Below are 20,992 nucleotides of genomic sequence, written 5' to 3'. Positions count from 1 at the left end.
ACCATGAAAATCCGGCGTTTCGAATAAGGCGATCTGATCGTCGCGTAACGAATGTGTCAATGCAACGAGATGACATCGCATGGCTCCTGACGACCGAACGGGTCACGGACCTGATCGTTCAGGCGCCTCGAAACAGGAAGTTTTCGATTTGGTCATGGATCAATGCCCAAGGTTGAGATAGAGCGTTCGACCCGGTTGATCCCTGAATGTGAGTTTCGGAATTTCATGGCCCCTACGTTTCGCACGACGCCTGCTGCCCTTCGCATCCAGACCGACGCCGCGCGCCACGACCCCGAGGGCTTCTGGCTCGACCAGGCGCGCCGCCTGGAATGGGCGACGATGCCCACGCGCGCCGACGATAAGGATGCGGGCTGGTTCCCGGACGGCGCCCTGAATGCGAGCGTCAACTGCCTCGACCGCCACCTCGAAACGCGCGGCGATCACGTCGCCGTCATCTGGCAGCGCGAAAACGCCGACGACGTGGTGCGTCTTACCTATCGCGAGATGCATAACCGCGTGTGCCGTCTGGCCAACGTCCTGCGCGATCATGGCATACGCCGTGGCGATCGCGTGGCGATCCACCTACCCGGCGTGATCGAAGGCATTATCGGCATGCTGGCATGCGCGCGCATCGGCGCGATGCATGTGGTTCTGTTCGGCGGTTTTTCGGCCGAGGCCATCGCCGACCGGCTGCATGACAGTGGCGCGCAACTCGTCATCACCGCCAATGTCGGACTGCGCGGCGCGAAACACATCCCGTTCAAGACGACCATGGACGCGGCGCTCAGGCTGCACGTCGGCAAACTGGCGGTCCGCAACGTGCTGGTCGTCCACGTCACACAGGACGACGTGCCTCTCGAGGCCGGTCGCGATTTCTGGCTTGCCCCCTTGCTGGAGGCCGCTTCCAGCGCGTGCGAGCCGGAAATCATGCGCGCCACCGACCCGCTCTTCCTGCTGTACACCTCCGGCAGCACCGGCAAACCCAAGGGCATCGTCCATGGCACGGGCGGGTATCTGCTGTGGGCCGCCTACACGCATGATCTCGTTTTCGACCATCGCGCAGATGACGTGTTCTGGTGCACGGCCGATATCGGCTGGATCACCGGCCACACTTACGTAACCTACGGGCCGCTTTGTAACGGCGGCACGGTGCTGCTGTTCGAAGGCATGCCTTCCCATCCGGCTCCGGGTCGCTGGTGGGAGGTCGCGCAGGCGCATGGCGTCACGACGTTCTATACGTCCCCGACCGCGATCCGCGCCTTGATGCGCGAAGGAGATGACGTTCCGGGACGCTATGACCTGTCACGCCTGCGCGTGATCGGCACGGTCGGCGAGCCGATCAACAACGAGGCCTGGCAGTGGTTCGCCGACGTCATCGGCCAGCGTCGCTGCCCCGTCGTCGATACATGGTGGCAGACGGAAACCGGCGGCATCATGATCGCACCGGTTCCGGGCGCCGTGACGCCGCGCCCGGCCTCGGCGACCCTGCCACTGCCCGGCGTCCATGCCGTGCTTCTCGACGAAAAAGGCCGGAAAATCGACGCGCACCGGGCAGAGGGCGTCCTGTGCCTCGACGGCTCGTGGCCCGGTCGCGCGCTGACGATCTGGCGTGACGATGCGGTGTTCGACACCACCTATCTCAAGCCCTATCCCGGCCATTACTTCACCGGAGACGGCGCTTACCGCGACGAAGACGACTATTACTGGATTACCGGACGCGTGGACGACGTCATCAACGTCTCGGGGCACCGCATAGGCTCCGCCGAAATCGAGGATGCGATCGCCGCCGACCGCGACATCGCGGAATGCGCCGCCATCGGCGTGCCGCACGCGCTCAAGGGACAGAGCATCGTCGTCTTCGCGGTACCTCGCGACCTCGCGGGCGGCAACGCCCGGAAACTCGTCGACGGTATTCTGAAGACGGTCGCCACGCAGGTCGGGCGCTATGCCGTGCCCGAAACCGTTCATCTCGTCGCGGATCTGCCGAAAACGCGCTCGGGCAAGAGCGTGCGACGGCTTCTGCGCAAAATCGCCTGTGGGGAAACCGACGGTCTCGGCGACCTCTCGACATTGATGGACCCCGGCGTCGTTCCCGCGCTGATCGAGGCCGTGCAGTCCGAAAGCTGACCGTGCCGGGTCGGCGCATAACGGCCCGTCGCATGAATGATTTGTGACATCGCCGATGAGCCGCTTCGTTATTCGCGCAAGAGTGCGAAACTCCCTGGATCGTGCAGACGAACCCGGGGATATCCCTCTCATGTTTCAGATCAATCGACGGTCTTTTCTCTCCCTCACAGGGGGCATCGCGCTATCGGGCGCCGCCGGAGCCCGCGCGGCCGTTCCCGACCGCCCGCCGATGCGCACTCACGAGCCGTTTACCTTCCTGTTCATCACTGACACGCATCTCCAGCCTGAGTTGAACGCACGCAGCGGATGTCACGCGGCTTTCGTCAAGGCGCGGGGCGTGGCCGCCGATTTCGCCATCCAGGGCGGCGACCATGTTTTTGACGCGCTCGGCGTCAATGCCGGTCGCGCCACGAAACTCGTGGAGCTTTACAAACGCACCGCCGAAGACCTGACGCTGCCGGTTCATCACACGATCGGCAATCACGACTGCTTCGGGGTCTATACGAAAAGCGGCGCGGAGCCGACCGATCCGATGTACGGCAAAAAATATTTCGAGGATAATTTCGGGCGGCTTTATTATTCATTCGACCACAAGGGCGTGCATGTCGTCGTGCTGGATTCCATCGGCATCACGCCGGACCGGCTGTATGAAGGACGCATCGACGCGCCACAGATCGCATGGCTTTCACAGGATCTCGCGGCGCAGCCCGCGGGCACGCCGATCATCGTCGTGACGCATATTCCTCTCGTCACCGCGATAGAGGACTACGCCGCCCCGCCAGCGACACCGCCACGGCATCATGCCCTGAGCGTCGCGAACGCCTACGAGATTCTGCCTCTCTTCGACCACTACAACGTCATCGGCGTGTTCCAGGGGCATACGCATATTCTTGAGCGCGTCGACTGGCATGGCGTGCCCTACATCACGGGCGGCGCCGTCTGCGGCAACTGGTGGCACGGCACACGCTTCGGCACGCCGGAAGGATTTATGGTGGTGGATGTCGCGAACGGAGTGGTGACGACACGATACGAGACCTACGGCTTCAAGAGCGTCGATCCCCAGAATACGTGACACGCCGGACCTTCCGGCGGCGTATCGCTGCCGGAACAGGAAGGCGGCTGGCCATAGAAATGGCGTCATTCTGATCTTTTGCCCATCAGTCCCATCCCCGAAAACACGTCAGTCTGACATTAACGGCAATAAATCGAACAAGATTTGTTATATAAAAAGACCTTACTTGCAATTGACACTAATTCTCAATTTTGAGACATGGCCTCTCCAGCACAATCCTATGGTTTGGCGAGTTCATAATGTCTTTTTCGCGTGTGGTCGGTGGCCTTCTGCCTATTGTGGCGATCATCAGCGGGGATATTTCGAAAGCTCACGCCGATACGACGAAAAAAAATCCGCCCCGTCCATCCCCGGTTCAGATGCGCGGCTCGAACCACAGCCCCCAAACAGGGACAGGCAAGCCTTCCCGGTCGTCGTCCGTTCCCGACAAGGCGGAAGTCATCGTGGTCACGGCGACCGGCCTCTCAAGCGCGTCTTCGTCGACCAAAACCCGCACGCCCATCATCGAATCAATCCAGACCATTTCGATCGTCAATCGTGACGAAATCGAGCTGCGCGCCTCTCCGACCATCGCGGACGCCCTCTCCTACACCGCCGGTGTTCAGGCCGAGCCCTCGGGTATCGACAGTCGCGTGGACGAGGTCTCCGTTCGTGGTTTCGGGGCGGGCGGCTTCTCATCCAACAACAATTTCGTCGACGGTCTTCGCCTGCCTTCAGGGGGCCAGTGGACACGAACATCCTTCGACCCCTTCGCCCTTCAGCAGATCGAGGTGCTCAAAGGACCATCGGGCGCCCTGTATGGCCAGACGGCTCCCGGAGGCGTGGTCAATCTCGTAACCAAGCGCCCGACCGCCAAAAGCGAAGGGGAATTTTTCCTGCAGGGCACAGGCTATACCGATCTCGCCAACTGGCAGGGCCAGGCATCAGGCGACGTTTCGGGCGCGCTGAACAAAAGCGGCAGCCTTCTCGGGCGGGTGGTCGCTCTGGCCAAATACGGCGGCACGCAGGTCAATGACGTGACGCTGGGCCGTTATTATTTCTCACCCAGCATGACATGGCAGTATGCGCCGCGCTCGACTTGGACGCTGCTTGCGCAATATCAGCGCGATCAGGGCGGATCGACCTTCCAGTTTCTTCCCGCGACCGGAACCCTCTACGCGTCGAAAGGTCGTCACATTCCCAATGACGCCAATATCGGCGAGCCGGACTGGGATACGTTCGATCGTAACCAGGCTTCGATCGGCTCGTTCCTCGAGCACCGTTTCAGCCGCTTCCTGACCCTGCGCAACAATACCCGCTACACCTATCTCGACACGCTCTACCGCGCGACGGTCCTCTCCGGCGACACACTGGCCAGATGCGCGCCGGCCATTGCCGGTTGCGTCGCCGGTGAGACGGTCGCGCGACGGGCTGTCGAAGGTCGCGGCCGCTCCCAGGGCGTCGCTACCGACACGCAGCTCGAAGGGCACGTCAGGACTGGCCCCGTGCGGCATCTGCTGCTCGCGGGCACGGATTATTTCTACACGGACTGGAATCACTCCCGCGACCTCGTGAACGCTTCTCTCGTTCTGCCGATCCTGAACATTTTCGATCCGATCAGCCGTGGATCGCGAGGCTACGCCGCCGGACTGGCGCCCCAGGTCTACACGGCCACGGTCAGCCAGCAGAACGGCATCTATTTCCAGGACCAGCTTAAATTCGAGCGTCTGCGCGTGACCATCGGCGGCCGACAGGACTGGGCTCGCGACGATACGCTGAACGTCCTGACCCACAAACGTTACCTCACCCGATCGAGCGCCTTCACATGGCGGGCGGGCGGCGTCTACCTGTTCGATAACGGGCTTGCACCCTATTTCAGCTATGCCCAGTCCTTCCAGCCTCAGGTCTCCGACCCGTCCACCTCCCTGACGGGCGAGCCGTTCAAACCCACCACGGGCGACCAGTACGAAGCCGGGTTGCGTTACCAGTACGGCAAGAGCATCTACATCACCTTCGGCGGCTACCAGATCACCCAGAAAAATATGACGACGCCCGACCCTGGCCAGGCCATGTGCGGCACGGCGACCTGTCTGGTGCAAACCGGAAAGGGACGCGTCCGCGGACTGGAGCTTGAGGGCCGCGCGACCCTGCCATGGGACATGGCCGTGATCTTCACCGGAACCCGTAGCGATGCGCGCGTCACGGAATCCAACACTCCCGGCCAGGTTGGAAACTACCTGCCCCAGGCCCCGAAATGGATGGCGTCCCTGTTCGTGGACCAGCGCATCCGGCATGGCGTCTTCAAGGGCGTCGGCGTGGGCGGGGGCGTCCGCTATACGGGTCATAGCTATGGTGATACGGCCAACAGGCTTTCCATCCCCGGCTACACGCTGTTCGACATGTTCCTGCGTTACGACGTCGCCGACGCTCATCCGGCCTATAAGGGCCTCTCCTTCTCGCTCAACATGCGCAACATCGCCAACAAACGCTTCGTTGCGACCTGCACGGCCGCTTCCGCCTGCTATTATGGACAGGGCCGGAGCCTGACGGCACGCCTGGAATATCGCTGGTGACCGAAACAGGACTTTTGTGGGTTTCGACCCTGCTCGCCTTCACCGGAAGCGCGCTCATCCATCTCGCCTCCCGGCACCAGCGCCTTCTGCCGCGTCCCTTGCCCCGCAAGGGCGCAATGGCGGCAGGCTTCGCGCTCGAAGCCACGGCGTTCCTCGTCGTGCTGCAATGCCGCAGCCCGGCGACATCCGCGTTCATGCTGGTGACGTTCCTCATGGCCGCATGGTCCCTCACGCCGCTTTTCATAGCCCTCGCCACGATGCGCCGGAAAACGCCGTGAAACCGGCGCTCACCAGCCGGGACTGGTTCCCGAAAGTCGCCGCCGCGACCCTTCCGGGCGCCGGGCTGACGCTCGGTGTCATCGGCGTTCTGGGATGCGTGTCCCATGGCGACGTCACGCCGCGCGACGCAAGCGGTCAGTTTCTGATGTGGCTGGCCGCCCTGATCTGGGTCGTTTTGCTGGGGACGTGCTTCCTTTTCCGCTCCGGACGGCAGGCATGGCTGTCTCTCGTCGCGGCCAACATCATCGTCTGGAGCGCCTATGGACTGACGCGGATGCTCCTTTCATGAAAATCCGCGGCGACATCGTCCAGACCTATCGCGACGTCCATAGCTGGGTCGGCATCATCAGCGCCCTCTTCCTGTTCGTGGCTTTTTATGCCGGTGCGATCAGCATGCTCGAGCAGCCGCTTCAGGACTGGCTATCACCCGCTGTCCATCTTCCGGCGCCCGTTCCGCTGGCGCGGACGCCCGAACTTCTCGCCAGGATTTTCGCGGACTATCCGGAAGCCCGTGAGAATTACACGATCGTTCTGGCAGACGACGCGGCGGCGCGCGGTCGTGTGATCTGGTCGCCTTCGAGAGGTCAGGCTCGCGGTCCTGTTCCCGTGAGGGCCGCCGGTCTGGACGCGGATGGCGCACTGGTCACGTCAAAGCCCGCAACGTCGCAGACGGCCCGCTTCATCGACGTGCTGCATCAGCAGGTGGGACTTCCACTGCCCCATGAGACGGCGATGATCGTCATGGGCGTGGTGGCGCTGCTCTATGCGATCGCGCTGATCTCGGGAGTCATCGCCTATCTGCCAAGCCTTGCGAAAACACTCTTCGCCGTCCGCATCGACGGCGGCGCCCGCAAGCGCTGGCTGGATTTTCACAACCTGCTCGGTATTTTTTCGCTTCCCTTTCATATCGTGATGGCACTCACCTCGGTCGTGTTCGCGTTTCACGAACAGATCTTCAGTCTCGAGCACATGCTCATCTCGCCGACACGGCCTGCGGGACTGCATCAGGGGCCACGCCCTATGCCGATGCCGCATCGGGAAAGGCCTTCGCCCACGCCCGTGCTCCCACCAATGGCCATTCTGGAAGCCCTGACGCGCCAGGCTCCGGGCTTCGTGCCCGAGACCCTGAACTACACGCGGATGCACGACCGGATGACGCTGCGCGTGACAGGCCATGACGACCGCTACAGTCTGCGCGGCCCGACGGAAGGCTTCGCCAATCTCGATCCGTCCACGGGCCGCATCATTTCGGCGGACTACATGCCCGGCCACCAACCCGCCGCTTTCGCGATCCTCACGACGTTCTTCGCCCTGCATTTCGGAAGTTTCGGGGGCGTATGGGTGCGCTGGGGTTACGTCGTGCTCGGTTTCGGAGGCGCTTTCCTGTTCTACACCGGCAATCGCCTCTGGATCGTTTCCCGACGACGACGCGAACGCCGGAGCGGCCTGATGCGCGATACACGCGGCACCCGTTTCCTCGAAGCGCTCACTTCCGGCTGCACGCTCGGGTGCATCGCCGGCATATCCGCCATCTTCTGCGCCTCGCCGTATCTGACGTCCGGCGGCGAATACGGCTCCGTATCGATGCTTTATTACAGCGTGTTCGCCATTTTCGTGACGTCGGGATTTATCCTGCCGCCGCCCGTTGCCCATCGGCTGCATCTGGCTATTGCGGGAATCATCACCCTGGGCATACCCGTCGCCCTTGCCATCGCCCCGCAGACCAGCCTGCTCTCGCCCATCGGCGGCAGCCTCACCCTTTGCACCGTTCTGATCGGTTTTACGCTGCTGTTCGCAAGCCGACGGCCCTTCCGGGCGACACTTCCCCCACAAGGTTAGCGTCTGTATTCAGGCACAGGAATGACCACGTCGCGACGCGGCCATGGGAAAAACCACCGACGCGCCGCAGCCGTGGACTGACGGAGTTCCACCCCGCGCCGCTCATCGAGCGTCAACATCGCGTCCATTGATAGCGGTCCGCTGGTGTTCCATGCTGCTTTTGTCGCGCGACGCAACATCAGAGGACAGGATTAGTCATGGAACATCAGGTCAACTCGCTATGGACCCAATTGAACGGCCTGCTGCCGGTCATTCTCGGCTATGTCGGTCAGTTCGTTCTGGCGATCATCGTGCTGCTGATTGGCTGGTCCATCATCAACATGGTGACGCGGGGCATGGGCCGGATGATGGCCGCGAGCCATATCGAGCCGACGTTGCGCGGCTTTCTGCTCAGCGTGGTGGGGCTGCTGCTGAAGGCGCTGCTTCTGATCAGCGTGGCTTCGATGGTGGGGATCGCCACGACATCCTTCGTCGCCGTTCTCGGCGCCGCCGGTCTCGCGGTCGGCATGGCGTTGCAGGGCAGCCTTGCCAACTTCGCGGGCGGCGTTCTGATCCTGCTCTTCCGTCCCTTCAAGGTCGGCGATTCGATTTCGGCGGGCGGCAGTGCGGGGACCGTGACGTCCATCGAGATGTTTCGCACCATCCTGCGTGACGCCAGCAACGAGGTGATCTATGTGCCGAACGGCACGCTGTCGAACAACGTGGTGGTGAACAGCTCCCAGACCGACCGGCTGCTGGCCTCCGTTTCGCTGCTGATCGATTACAATGACGATCTCGACAAGGCGCGGGCGCTGCTGCTGGACCTGGTGGCGCATGACGAGCTGGTGCTGAAGACCCCGGCGCCCGGCGTTTCCTTCCTGCCGCAGCCCGCCAATATCGCGGTGTCCATGACCTTCTGGTGCGCGCCGGGCAATGTCGCGCCCCTGGTCGGAAAATACTCGGAAGCCGCGATCAAGACGCTTAAGAACGAAGGATATCGCCTCGGAGTCAATGCCCGCGCTGCCGCATGACCGGACGCGACCATCGGGCGGGGCTGGCAGGAGTTTCGCCCCGTCATATGGTTCCCTTCGATGAAAAGGGCCTCGGCTTCGCCTCCCCGATAGTCCCCCGCCGCGCTTCATGCTAAGGGGGCCGATCATGACCGTCCGCACGCGATTTGCCCCCTCCCCGACCGGCTTGCTGCATATCGGCAATGCCCGCGCGGCCCTGTTCAATTTCCTCTTCGCACGCCATCACGGCGGCAAGTTCCTCCTTCGCATCGAGGATACCGACAAGGAACGCTCCACACAGAAAGCCGTGGACGTGATCTTCGACGGCCTGTCCTGGATGGGCATCACGCCCGACGAGGAGCCCGTGTTCCAGTCGACGCGCGAGCCGCGTCACAAGGACGTGGCCGAGGATCTTCTGGCCCGAGGGCTGGCCTATCGCTGCTACTGCACGCCACAGGAATTGCAGGCGATGCGCGAGGAGGCCCAGGCCAAGGGCCTGCCGCCGCGCTATAATGGCTACTGGCGCGACCGCGATCCGTCCGAGGCGCCGCCCGGCGCGCCCTTCGCCGTGCGCCTCAAGGCGCCGCGCGAGGGCGAGACGATCATCAGGGATCTGGTGCAGGGCGAAGTCCGCGTCGCCAATGCCGAGATGGATGACCTCATCATCCTGCGCTCGGACGGTTCGCCGACCTATCTGCACGCCGTCGTCGTGGACGATCACGACATGGCCATCACCCACGTCATCCGTGGCGACGACCACCTGACCAACACTTTCCGCCAGGCGATGATCTATCGCGCCATGGGCTGGGACCTGCCGCAATTCGCGCATCTCCCGTTGATCCATGGCCCGGACGGGGCGAAGCTGTCCAAGCGGCATGGCGCGCAGTCAGTCGTCGAATTCCGCGACGAGGGCTTCCTGCCCGAGGCGCTGTGCAACTACCTGCTCCGTCTCGGCTGGGGGCATGGCGATGCCGAAATCCTGTCGCGCGACGAGCAGATCCGCCTGTTCGACCTCGACGGCGTCGGTCGTTCACCGTCCCGCATGGATTATGTCAAGCTGACGCATCTCAACGGCGTCTATCTGCGTGAAGCCGATGATGCGCGCCTGACCGATGACGTCCTGACACGTCTCGCCGGGCGCGAAGGCGTGAAAACGGACGAGACGGTGCGCCAGCGCGTGCTCGCCGCCATGCCGGGGCTGAAGGAGCGCGCCAAACTGCTGACGGACCTCGCCGACAGCGCCGCATTTTTCGGACGCTCCGTGCCGCTGGACTATGACGCCAAGGCGCTCAAGCAGCTCGATGAGAAGGGCAAGGAGACGCTCAAGGGCGTCGCGCATGTGCTGGCGCTCGTCGAGCCGTTTGACGCCGCCGCCGTCGATGCCGCCCTTCGCGCGTTTGCCGAGAAACACGAACTCAAGCTCGGGCAGGTCGCCCAGCCACTGCGCGCGGCCATGACGGGCAGTTCGGTGTCGCCGGGCATCGATCTCACCCTCGCCGCCCTTGGTCGCGACGAGGTCCTCGCCCGGATCGGAGCCGCGATCGCCCATGGCTGAGCCTGCATCCGTGAACGCCCCGCACCACCTTCTCGCGCTTGAGGGCATGAGCGCCGCCGAAATCGAGCCTTTTCTCGATCTCGCCGCCAGCTATGCCCTTCTTTCGCGGTCCCGGAAGGCGCCCCGCGAGGCGTTGCGCGGACGCACGCTCATCAATCTCTTTTTCGAGGACAGCACCCGCACGCGCACGAGTTTCGAGCTTGCGGGCAAGCGCCTCGGCGCGGACGTCATCAACATGTCCGTCGCCAATTCCTCCGTGAACAAGGGCGAGACGCTCCTCGACACGGCGGCCACCCTCAACGCCATGCGCTGCGACCTGCTGGTCGTGCGTCACGCGGCCTCGGGAGCGCCCGCGCTTCTGGCGCGCAAGGTCGATGCCTGCGTGGTCAATGCGGGCGACGGGATGCACGAACACCCGACGCAGGCGCTCCTCGACGCGCTGACGATGCGCCGTCATCTCGGTACCCTCTCGGGGCTTACAGTCGCGATCTGCGGCGATGTGGGGCACAGCCGTGTGGTGCGCTCGAACATCCACCTCCTGACGGCCATGGGCAGCACGATCCGCGTCGTCGGACCGCCGACGCTCGTGCCCTCTTCCATCGCCTCGCTGGGCAATGTCGAAGTCCATCACAACATGGAAGACGGGCTCGCGGGCGCGGATGTCGTCATGATGCTGCGGCTCCAGAAGGAGCGCATGGGGGCCGGCCTCGTTCCGAGCGCCCGCGAATTCTTCCGCTTTTACGGGCTGGATCAGCGCCGCCTCGCCCTCGCCAGATCCGGCGCGCTGGTCATGCATCCTGGTCCGATGAATCGCGGTGTCGAAATCGCCTCCGACGTCGCCGACTCGGTGCAGAGCGTCATTCAGGAGCAGGTCGAGATGGGCGTCGCCGTACGCATGGCGGTGCTGGAGCGACTGTCACGCATGCGGGTGCCAACATGAGCACGATTCTTTTCGAAAACGTCCGGCTGTTCGACCCTGAAACGGAAAGCCTGACGCCGGGACGCCTGCTCGTGCGCGACGGTCACATTGCCGCTCGTGATGCTGTCGGCGCGGAAGGCACGCCCGAAGGCACGCGGACGATCGAGGGCAACGGGGCCGTGCTGACCCCGGGCTTCGTGGACATGCGCGTCTCGATCGGCGAGCCGGGCTTCGAATATCGCGAGACGATCGCCTCCTGCGCGCGCGCGGCCGCCGCGGGCGGCGTGACCACGATCGCCGTCCTGCCGAACTCGCGCCCTGCCATTGACGATCCCTCGCTCGTTCGTCTGCTCCGCACGCGCGGCGAAGAGACGGGCCTTGTCAGCATTCTGCCGTACGGGGCGCTGACCAAGGGCTGTGACGGAGAAGAGATGGCCGAAATGGCCATGCTACGCGAAGCCGGGGCGGTGGCGTTTACGGACGGCACGCGGGCCATCGCGGACACGAAGCGCATGCGCCTCCTTCTGTCTTACGCCCAAGGCATCGACGCCCTGATCGTTCAGCATCCGGAAGATCCGTCTCTGGCGCGGGGCGGCTGCGCGACCGCCGGAGCGCTGGCGACCAAACTGGGCCTGCCACAGATTCCGGCGGCGGCTGAAGCCATCCTGATCGCCCGTGACATTCGCCTCGCCGAGATGACGGGCGGGCGTCTGCATTTCGGCCATGTCTCGACCTCGGAAGGCCTCGATCTCATCCGCCGCGCCAAGGCGCGCGGCCTGCTCGTCACCTGCGATACGGCCCCGCCCTATTTCGCCCTCGAAGAGAGCGCCATTCGGGACTACCGGACCTACGCGAAGCTCTCCCCGCCCCTGCGCGCCGAGGCCGATCGGCAGGCCATTGGCATGGGGCTCGCCGACGGCACGATCGACGCCATCGCGTCCGATCACATGCCATGGGATGCGGACGACAAGCGCCTGCCCTTCGCGCAGGCGGCCGCCGGAGGCACGGGCCTTGTCACGCTGCTGGGCGTGACGCTCGGACAGGTGCAGACCGGGGCCCTGTCGCTCGAACGCGCCCTGTCGCTTCTGACTCTCGGTCCCGCGCGCCTTCTGGGCAGCAGCGCGGGGACACTGGCCCCGGGCGCGAGCGCCGATCTGTGCCTTTTCGACCCGGGAGCGGCGTGGGTGGTCGAATCGGGCAAACTGCCGGGGCGCGCCCAGAACACGCCCTTCGATCACCACGAGCTGCGTGGGGCCGTTCTGGGCACGTGGAAGAATGGCGTTCCGGTTTTCGAGGCCGGACGTTCATGACCGCCACCCTGGGAGTCGCCGCCGCCATCGCCTATCTGTTCGGCAGCATCCCCTTTGGCCTGTTGCTGAGTCGCGCGGCGGGGGTTGGCGACATCCGCAAGATCGGTTCAGGCAATATCGGCGCGACCAACGTCCTGCGAACCGGACGCAAGGGTCTCGCTGCGGCCACCCTGCTTCTGGACGCGCTGAAGGGTGCCGCGGCGGTCTTGGCCGCGCGCGTGATATGCGGCGGAGAGGATATCGATACAGGCATGGCCGTCGCCGCCATTGCCGTGGTGATCGGCCATTGTTTTCCGATCTGGCTCGGCTTCCGGGGCGGCAAGGGCGTGGCGACAGGGCTTGGCGTTATCTGGGCGCTTTGCTGGCCAGCGGGCGCTCTGTGCTGCCTCGTCTGGCTGCTGGTCGCGCGTCTCAGCCGGATTTCCTCGGCAGGCGCATTGGCGGCGTTCTGCTTCGCACCGGTGTTCGTGACGCTGCTGACTCACAGGCCCTTCGCAACGCCTGTTCCCATCGCCACGACGCTGCTGACCTTGCTGATTCTCGTGCGCCATCAGGGCAATATCGCTCGCCTGATTTCGGGGCAGGAATCACACATCCAGCTTACAGACAGCAAAAAAAACGACACGAAAGATACTCGTTAACCACACCTTTACCATCATGACCGCAGTCTCCGGCCATGACCCGCATGACGTCCGACCGCATTGATCTCATCCGTCTCGCCCGAACCGATGGAATCGGCCCCGTCAATTTCAGGCGGCTCCTGGCTCGCCACGGAAATGCACGCGCCGCACTTGACGCCTTGCCTCATGATGTCGCGCGCGCCGGACGTCAGGCCCTTCATGTTCCGACCATCGTTCATATCGAGGACGAGATCGCTGCGACCGCCCGCCTGGGCGGACGCCTGATCGTGTGGGGCGACCCGGATTATCCGGCCCTGTTATCGGATATCAACGATGCGCCACCCGTTCTCTCCGTCATGGGGAACGCTGCGCTTCTATCGACCCCCGGCATCGGAATTGTCGGCGCACGCAATGCGTCGGCCGCCGGTATCCGGATGTCGGAAGCCCTCGCTGCCGGGCTCGCGGGCGCGGGATTATGCGTGGTCTCGGGCCTTGCACGCGGAATTGATGCCGCGGCGCATCGGGCCTCCCTGCATGCCGGATTGACCGTCGCCGCGATCGCGGGGGGCCTGGACCGTGTCTACCCTTCCGAACATGCCGCGCTTCAGGCGGAGATTGCGGAAAAAGGCTGCCTCGTCACCGAAGCACCGCTCGGGACGACGCCGCAAAGTCGGCACTTTCCCCGTCGCAACCGCCTGATCGCCGGGATCACGCTGGGTTCCGTCATCGTGGAAGCTGCGTTTCACTCCGGCACATTGATCACCGCGCGTCTGGCCCAGTCCTATGGGCGCGAACTTTTCGCCGTGCCCGGATCGCCTCTGGACCCGCGATCCCGCGGAAGCAACGCCCTGCTGCGTGACGGCGCCATCCTGACCGAAACAGTCAGTGACATTCTGGCGCATCTTCCAGGTCATGGCGTTTCAGGACTTTCTCGCCCCTCGAACGGACCCGCTCCACACGCTCCTTATACGGTGGCGTCTCTAACACCGGCCCGAAAACCGCCGCCCGACAGACCTCCGCCGAGCGAAAAAGCACTCGAACATGTCAGAGAACTGCTCTCGCCGACGCCTATACCAGTTGACGATATCGTAAGCCGCTGCCAGTTCTCCGTATCGGTGGTCGTCGCCGCGTTGTCGGAACTTGAGCTTGGCGGCTTTGCCGCGTTGCTGCCCGGCGGACAAGTGGTGTCGTTGCCGCAGGAGCGCCAGTAGAACGACGCCCCGAGGAGAACCGGAGTAAAGATGACGGACGTCGTAGTGGTCGAAAGCCCGGCCAAGGCAAAGACCATCAACAAATATCTTGGCGACGGCTATACGGTCATCGCTTCCTTCGGTCACGTGCGGGACCTGCCTCCCAAGGATGGCAGCGTACGTCCGGACGAAAATTTCGCGATGGACTGGCAGACCGATGAGCGCGGCGCCAAGCAGATTGCGACGATCGCCAAGGCGCTCAAAGGCGCCAAGCATCTCTATCTGGCCACTGACCCGGACCGTGAAGGCGAGGCGATCTCATGGCATGTGCGGGCCGCGTTGCAGGAAAAGAACCTGCTCAAGAACATCGACGTCCAGCGCGTCACGTTCAACGAAATCACCAAGAGCGCCATCAAGACCGCGATGGCGCATCCCCGGGATCTCGACCTGCCGCTGATCGAGGCCTATCTCGCGCGCCGTGCGCTGGATTATCTCGTGGGCTTCACGCTCTCACCCGTTTTATGGCGCAAGCTGCCGGGCAGCCGGAGCGCGGGGCGCGTGCAGTCCGTTTCGCTACGCCTCATCTGCGAGCGCGAAGCCGAGATCGAAGTCTTCAAGACGCGCGAATACTGGACCGTCACGGGGGACTTCGAGACCCCCGGCCACGCGAAATTCACGGCGCGCCTGACGCAGCTTCAGGGCAGGAAGCTCGAACAGTTCGACCTGCCGAACGAAGATCTGGCGCATGCGGCACGCGATGCCGTGTCGTCGGGGCAGTTCACGGTCCAGTCGGTCGAGCGCCGCAAGGTCAAGCGCAATCCGCCCCCGCCCTTTACGACGTCGACGCTCCAGCAGGAGGCTTCGCGCAAGCTCGGCATGAGCGCGCAGACGACCATGCGGGCCGCCCAGCAGCTCTACGAAGGCGTTGATATCGGTGGTGAGACGTTCGGCCTCATCACCTATATGCGAACCGACGGCGTTCAGATGGCCAATGAAGCCATCACCGCCATCCGCGCCCATATCGGTCAGGCCATCGGGGCCGCGTTCGTGCCCGAAAAGCCCCGCTTCTATTCGTCCAAGGCCAAGAACGCCCAGGAAGCGCATGAGGCCGTCCGGCCGACCGACGTGACCCGTTCTCCAGCCGAAGTCGCGCGTTATCTGACGGACGAGCAGCGCCGCCTCTACGAACTCGTCTGGAAGCGCGCCGTCGCATCGCAGATGCAGTCAGCGGAACTCGACCAGGTCATCGTGGAGCTGGCCGACGCCACGAAACAGACCATTCTGCGCGCCACCGGCTCGATCATCGCCTTCGAGGGCTTTCTCAAGCTCTATATCGAAGGTCGCGACGACTCGAAGACCGATGACGATGAGGGTCGTGTTCTGCCCGCCATGCAGGACGGCGACAGGCTGAAAAATCTGGGCGCGCTGGCCGAACAGCATTTTACCCAGCCGCCGCCGCGGTACTCCGAAGCGAGCCTCGTCAAGCGCATGGAAGAGATCGGCATTGGCCGCCCCTCGACCTATGCCTCGATTCTCAGCGTATTGCGCGACCGCACTTATGTCCGCCTCGAGAACCGCCGCTTCATTCCCGAGGATCGTGGACGGCTCGTCACGGCGTTCCTCGTGTCGTTCTTCGAACGCTATGTCGATACGAATTTCACAGCGAGTCTCGAAGAGCAGCTGGACGACATCTCAGGCGGACGCGCGGACTGGCATGACGTCATGCGCGCTTTCTGGGGCGACTTTTCGCACGCCGTAGAACAGACGAAAGATCTCAAGATCTCGGATGTCATCGACGCGCTCGATGAGGATCTCGGCGCCTATTTCTTTCCGGCCCGTGAAGACGGTTCCGATCCGCGCCAGTGCACGGCCTGCGGTACCGGACGCCTGGGCCTGCGTCTGGGAAAATTCGGGGCGTTCATAGGCTGCTCCAACTACCCGACATGCCAGTTCACCCGTCGGCTCATCGCCGACGATGCGGATGATGGCGGCGCGCTCAAGGATGGCATGAAAATCCTCGGGCAGGACCCCGCGACGGGTCAGGACGTCACAGTCCGGCGCGGGCCTTACGGCCTCTATATCCAGCAGGGCGAGGCGGACCCCGAGAACAAGAAGATTAAGCCCAAGCGGACGACCATTCCCAAAGGGCTGGAAGGCGACAAGCTGACGCTCGATCAGGCGCTGGGCCTCCTGTCGCTGCCGCGTCTGATCGGGGTCCATCCCGACCTGGGCGAGCCGATCGAAGCCGGGTTGGGACGCTTTGGACCCTATGTGAAGATGGGTGCGATCTATGGCTCTCTCGACGCGGACGATGACGTTCTCACGATCGGCCTCAACAGGGCGGTGGACTGCCTCGCGAAGAAACTGGCCTCAATCCGCAATCTCGGTCCGCATCCCGCGGACAAGGAACCGGTCATGGTCCGCAAGGGCCGCTTCGGCCCGTACGTTCAGCATGGCCAGCTCATCGCCAACCTGCCCAAGGGTCAGGACATGGATGATGTGACGATGGAAGAGGCGGTCGCGCTTCTGGCCGAAAAGGGCAAGCCACTGAAGGCCAAGGGCCGCGTTACCCGCAAACCGGCGGCAAAGGCTGCGACGGGCGAGTCGAAGAAACAGCCTGCGAAAAAGAAGCCGACGACCGCCAAAACCAAAACATCCGTCAAGACGACGAAAACGGCCAAAGCAGCAAAAGCCAAGGTACCATCAGGAAAAACGTCCTGACGGACGCGTGTTTTCCGCCACACATTCGGGCAAAAATGCGGCAGACAGGTGGAAGTATCCTGCCGCGCGCCCCATTTAGTCGTATGGCGTCCAACTATCGTCATTTCAGTTGGGGCGCGCCATTCTGTGGACCGACCCGGTTATTCGTAAAACGGCATGTTTTTTCCTCTGCGCGGCCTGCATGTAAATGGCGTCCCTCGGCGTCGATCGGGCGTATTCGCCCGGTTGGACACACGCGCTCTTCCCATTCGGTGCTTTGTCGCCACAATATCGGGACTGTCACTGGCCGCCGCTCCCGCGCCTGATGCGACAGCTCCGAAAGCCGCCTCGAGCCTGACAGCGCCCGTCGGCGATGCGAAGGGCGCCGCGAACGCCGACCCTCTTCCCGGCGCGCCGTCGGCCGTAACTGCCACATCGGCTACGGAATCTCCGTCATCTGTTTCGGCTCCTTTCGACGGAGCGATGATCGGCGCCGTCCTGACCAGTGCGTTGCGTTTCATAGAGCCTCGCACTCTCGACCCTCACAGCGCGCATCGCCTGTGCTGGTGGGGGCTGGACGGGCTGACCGCCATAGACCCTGCTCTGGCGATCACCGAGGTGCCTGCCAAATCACCGCACGAGCCCGCCATCGTCCAGCTGATCAATAGCCAGACGGTCATCGGCAGCTATCCGATGCCGCAGGAAAACGACGTGCCGGGCTGGGTCTCTCTGGTGGTCCATGCCGCACAGGATGCATGGTCGCATTCCGACGCCGTGCGAAGCAGTGGCGATGGCGCCATTCTCCAGAGTTTCTTCGACGAACTCTTCAACCATCTGGATCCTTACTCGCGCTATATCGCCCCGACGCCCGCCGTTCAGGACAGAACGAACCGGATCGGCGGATCGGCAGGAATCGGCATCTCGCTCAAACGCGACGGGAAGGGTCTTTATATCGCGTCGGTCAACGCAACCGGCCCCGCATGGGCCGCGGGCGTCAACACGGGCCAGCGTCTCTATGCCGTCAATGGTCATACTGTGCGCGACGCCACTCCGGAGGCGGTCATGCAGTGGCTGTCCGGTGAGGCGGACAGCGCCGTCTCCATCACGATCGCCGATCCGGGGCGCCGACGTGCAACCGTATCGATGCGGCGCGACACGGTCCCGCCCCAAACCGTTTTCGTTCAGACACGCGGTCACGTCGCCATCCTTCGCATCGCGGCTTTTTCGACCAATACGGCCGATGAACTCAGCCAGTATCTCGACCAGATCACACAGAACGCCCGGCTGGACGGTTTGATCCTCGATCTTCGGGGCGACCGGGGCGGTGTGCTCCAGCAGGCTGTGACGGCCGCCTCTCTGCTGCTGGACAAGGGTGTGGCGGTCATCACGAAGGGGCGCGATCCCCAGGCCAATCACGTCTGGGCCGTGCGCGGCGGAGACATGACCAAAGGCGCCCCCATCGCCATCATGGTGGATGGGCGTACGGCCAGCGCCGCCGAGATTCTCGCGGCGGCGCTGGCGGACCATCGCCGTGCCGTGGTCATCGGCAGCGCCACGCTCGGCAAAGGACTTGTCCAGACCATCGGCCAGATGCCCGATGGCGGCGAGCTTTTCGTGACGTGGAGCCGGGTTCTGGCGCCCCTCGGATGGCCGCTACAGGGGCTGGGTGTCATGCCGCAGATATGCACGTCGCGCGGAAGCGCAGATACGGATCGGCAACTCCGGGCATTGCGCGGCGGCACATCGAGCGAAGCCGCCACGGTCAAGGCGAGCCGCGCGGCGCGCTATCCGCTCTCCGTCGCCAATATTCTCGATATTCGTCGCGATTGTCCGGCGGCTCTGGGAACGGATGCCGATCTGGACGCCGCGTTCGCGCTTCTGAACTCGAAAGAGGCTTACCGCGCCGCCGTCACCGCCATTCCGGATGATCTCGCGGATGCTCCGAAATGACGTCGCGGCTGAAAAGCGGGCTCTGGGTACGCGCCCTGCTCCGTCGCACGGCCCTGCACGGCCATTCGGCCATGGTGCTTCATCGTGGTGATGAGGACGCCGGAGCGGTCATAGTGGTCCTGATGGATCGCAGGCGCCAGATCGCGGTCCTGCGTGAAGCCCCGTCATTTGCGGACAATGAACCGGACTGGGCGCGAATCGCCGTCAGTGACCCGGCCGAACTCGACTCCTATCTGGAAAGACAAAGGCGATACGATCCCGATTTATGGGTTATCGAGCTGGAAGTTACCGACGTGAAAAGCCCGGTTGAAGACGATCTGGGAACACGCCGCGCGGAAATGTGACCACGCCGAAGCGCTCGCCGCACTGTTGCATGAGTCCCACACCTCACTGACGATTACGTGTCAGGGCAAACGCGCATCTGCACCTCGCCCGCTTCCACGCGTTGCGCTCGGGCAGCGTTTCAGCAAGAAAGCAGGACTCAGGTTTCGCTGCGGCACGTGGATTGAGTTTATCCCGCGCCGGACTATAGACTGCGTGTGATGGATGGAGATGACGAAATGACGCTGCGACAGCGATTGGCCGGCCACACCCGGTTCCGCACCTCGCATGCCATCGGACGCATGACCCTTACGGTATTTTCCGCGGTTGGATTGGGTTGTGTCGGGCATGCCTCGGCTCAGCCGGTGAAAGGCCTCTACGTCTCCGGCGAAGGGGGCGCCACCTTCAACCAGGATCAGACGATCCGCCTGTCGCCGGTCATGCCGAGCGGGCGCGATCACTATCAGGCGGGCGTGACCGGAATCGGCGCGGTGGGATGGGGTCTTGGAAACGGTTTCCGTGTCGAAGTCGAAGGTAACTACCGCAACAACCGGTTGCAGCAGTTCAAAACCAGTTCCTTCCCGTCGTCCACGGGAGGTCGCCAGCAGAAATATGGCGTAATGGCCAATGCGCTGTTCGATCTCGATATCGGCAAAAGCTGGCTGTATCCCTATTTCGGCGCCGGTGTCGGCTATGGCTGGCAGCAGATGAACACCTATGTGTATGCGCCGAACAACTTCTTTACGCAGCACACAACCGGAACCGCCGGCAACTTCGCCTATCAGGGTATTTTCGGCCTTTCGTTCCCCGTTCCACAGGTCGTGGGCCTGTCGTTTACCGCCGAATACCGTTTCTACACGATGCTCGGTCCCCAGGGGCACCACGCGACCGCGACCGGCAGCATTGGTGGCTACGACAAGTCGCGCCCCTACGGCACGATGGTCGGCAATCGTGACAGCCGCACCGACTTCAACCACTCCCTGATGCTGGGCCTGCGCTACGAGTTCAGCCCCGAGCCGCCCCCGCCGCCGCCTGTCGTGGCGCCGGTGGGCCCCGCCATGCGCGCCGACGTCACCTATATCGTCTTCTTCGACTGGGATCGCAGCGATCTGAGCGACAGGGCGCGCGCCATCGTCGCAACCGCCGCGCAGACCTCCACGAGCCAGCATACGACGCATATCCAGGTCAACGGCTACACGGACAATACGGCGGCGCATCCCGGTGCGCGAGGCGCGGCGTATAATATGAAACTGTCCCGGCAACGTGCCGACTCCGTGCGCGCCGAGCTGATCCGCGACGGCGTCGCGGGCGGGCTAATCGTTACTCAGGGCTTTGGCGAAGATCATCCGCTGGTTGCCACAGGGCCGAACACGCGCGAACCGCAAAACCGCCGTGTCGTGATCGAACTGACGCCTCAGGCACAGACTCAGGCCATGGTCCAGCCTGTCAGCGTCAGGACAGCATCGCCCTCCAAAACACTCTGATCGGTTACTCGGGACCTTTCACGCGCTGAAGCGTCCCGTATTGACGGCTCCCTTCGCCTCCACACGATGCGCGACTGCAATATGT

16 protein-coding genes are annotated in these 20,992 nt (G+C 63.5%); all 16 read left to right on the top strand.

Features of this window, described 5'->3' with window-relative positions; all coding sequences use genetic code 11:
* Positions 1-225: 225 nt before the first annotated feature.
* Positions 226-2,127 carry an acetate--CoA ligase gene (gene acs / locus PWM43_RS01835; protein WP_289840855.1) on the top strand — a complete coding sequence of 634 codons (1,902 nt, stop codon included), beginning with the start codon at positions 226-228 and terminating at the stop codon, positions 2,125-2,127.
* A 130-nt stretch (positions 2,128-2,257) separates the two neighbouring features.
* Positions 2,258-3,199, top strand: a complete 942-nt coding sequence (locus PWM43_RS01830) for a metallophosphoesterase family protein (protein ID WP_289840854.1) — start codon at positions 2,258-2,260, stop codon at positions 3,197-3,199.
* Between the two features lie 239 nt (positions 3,200-3,438).
* Complete coding sequence (locus PWM43_RS01825; protein WP_289840853.1) at positions 3,439-5,751, top strand: TonB-dependent siderophore receptor; 2,313 nt, start codon at positions 3,439-3,441, stop codon at positions 5,749-5,751.
* Positions 5,748-6,029: a hypothetical protein gene (locus PWM43_RS01820; protein WP_289840852.1), complete on the top strand. Its 282-nt coding sequence runs from the start codon at positions 5,748-5,750 to the stop codon at positions 6,027-6,029. The genes PWM43_RS01825 and PWM43_RS01820 overlap by 4 nt, the downstream gene beginning before the upstream one ends.
* Positions 6,026-6,319, top strand: a complete 294-nt coding sequence (locus tag PWM43_RS01815) for a hypothetical protein (RefSeq protein WP_289840851.1) — start codon at positions 6,026-6,028, stop codon at positions 6,317-6,319. The genes PWM43_RS01820 and PWM43_RS01815 overlap by 4 nt, the downstream gene beginning before the upstream one ends.
* On the top strand, positions 6,316-7,869 hold the full coding sequence (locus PWM43_RS01810; RefSeq protein ID WP_289840850.1) for a PepSY-associated TM helix domain-containing protein: 1,554 nt from the start codon (positions 6,316-6,318) through the stop codon (positions 7,867-7,869). Before PWM43_RS01815 ends, PWM43_RS01810 begins: the two co-directional genes overlap by 4 nt.
* Positions 7,870-8,066: 197 nt before the next feature.
* The gene (locus PWM43_RS01805; RefSeq protein WP_289840849.1) at positions 8,067-8,879 is read left to right on the top strand and encodes a mechanosensitive ion channel family protein; all 813 of its coding nucleotides are present in this window, start codon (positions 8,067-8,069) and stop codon (positions 8,877-8,879) included.
* Between the two features lie 127 nt (positions 8,880-9,006).
* A complete protein-coding gene (gene gltX, locus PWM43_RS01800; RefSeq protein ID WP_289840848.1) occupies positions 9,007-10,413 on the top strand; it encodes a glutamate--tRNA ligase in 1,407 nt (468 codons plus the stop codon).
* Positions 10,406-11,353, top strand: a complete 948-nt coding sequence (locus tag PWM43_RS01795; RefSeq protein WP_289840847.1) for an aspartate carbamoyltransferase catalytic subunit — start codon at positions 10,406-10,408, stop codon at positions 11,351-11,353. The genes gltX and PWM43_RS01795 overlap by 8 nt, the downstream gene beginning before the upstream one ends.
* Entirely contained in the window at positions 11,350-12,642 is a 1,293-nt protein-coding gene (locus PWM43_RS01790; protein ID WP_289840846.1) for a dihydroorotase, read from the top strand. The genes PWM43_RS01795 and PWM43_RS01790 overlap by 4 nt, the downstream gene beginning before the upstream one ends.
* Positions 12,639-13,283: a glycerol-3-phosphate 1-O-acyltransferase PlsY gene (gene plsY, locus PWM43_RS01785; RefSeq protein WP_289840845.1), complete on the top strand. Its 645-nt coding sequence runs from the start codon at positions 12,639-12,641 to the stop codon at positions 13,281-13,283. Before PWM43_RS01790 ends, plsY begins: the two co-directional genes overlap by 4 nt.
* Positions 13,284-13,318: 35 nt before the next feature.
* Positions 13,319-14,473, top strand: a complete 1,155-nt coding sequence (gene dprA / locus PWM43_RS01780) for a DNA-processing protein DprA (RefSeq protein ID WP_394356009.1) — start codon at positions 13,319-13,321, stop codon at positions 14,471-14,473.
* Positions 14,474-14,503: 30 nt separating this feature from the next.
* On the top strand, positions 14,504-17,173 hold the full coding sequence (gene topA / locus PWM43_RS01775; RefSeq protein ID WP_289840844.1) for a type I DNA topoisomerase: 2,670 nt from the start codon (positions 14,504-14,506) through the stop codon (positions 17,171-17,173).
* A gap of 225 nt (positions 17,174-17,398) precedes the next feature.
* Positions 17,399-19,102: a S41 family peptidase gene (locus PWM43_RS01770; protein ID WP_289840843.1), complete on the top strand. Its 1,704-nt coding sequence runs from the start codon at positions 17,399-17,401 to the stop codon at positions 19,100-19,102.
* Positions 19,099-19,446 carry a DUF1491 family protein gene (locus PWM43_RS01765; RefSeq protein ID WP_289840842.1) on the top strand — a complete coding sequence of 116 codons (348 nt, stop codon included), beginning with the start codon at positions 19,099-19,101 and terminating at the stop codon, positions 19,444-19,446. The genes PWM43_RS01770 and PWM43_RS01765 overlap by 4 nt, the downstream gene beginning before the upstream one ends.
* 279 nt (positions 19,447-19,725) lie before the next feature.
* Positions 19,726-20,907, top strand: coding sequence for an OmpA family protein (locus tag PWM43_RS01760; protein WP_289841154.1), 1,182 nt, complete (start codon positions 19,726-19,728; stop codon positions 20,905-20,907).
* Positions 20,908-20,992 lie beyond the last annotated feature (85 nt).

Source organism: Brytella acorum (assembly GCF_029309905.1).
GTDB lineage: Bacteria > Pseudomonadota > Alphaproteobacteria > Acetobacterales > Acetobacteraceae > Brytella > Brytella acorum.
Note: the sequence above shows the minus strand (reverse complement) of the source record. Positions and strands in the feature narration are given on the sequence as shown.